Source organism: Cupriavidus sp. SIMBA_020 (assembly GCF_046535395.1).
In the GTDB taxonomy this organism is placed as follows: Bacteria; Pseudomonadota; Gammaproteobacteria; order Burkholderiales; family Burkholderiaceae; genus Cupriavidus; species Cupriavidus campinensis.
Genome location: NZ_JAWRWU010001876.1, coordinates 1 through 228 on the forward strand (window position 1 = coordinate 1; position 228 = coordinate 228).

Annotated in this window: 1 protein-coding gene; it reads right to left on the minus strand. The window is 42.1% G+C overall.

From position 1 onward, the window contains the following. A partial coding sequence (locus tag SB751_RS36100) for a cation:proton antiporter (RefSeq protein WP_410749739.1) occupies positions 1-228 on the minus strand: 228 nt, incomplete at both ends.

The following is a 228-nucleotide window of genomic DNA, read 5'->3' on the forward strand; positions in this document are numbered from 1 at the left end:
CCCATAAGTAAAGACGACACGGTTACTACGGCGATTTTTAAGATTAGGATCCCTAGTAAGGCAACAACAATAATACCCGCATGATTAACAACAAAGCTGATATCTAGCTGCATACCTACGGTGACAAAAAATAAACCCATTAAAATATCACGAAACGGGCGAATATCCGCTTCTAGCTGATGGCGGTAATGGCTTTCACCAAGCATCATACCCGCTAAAAATGCCCCT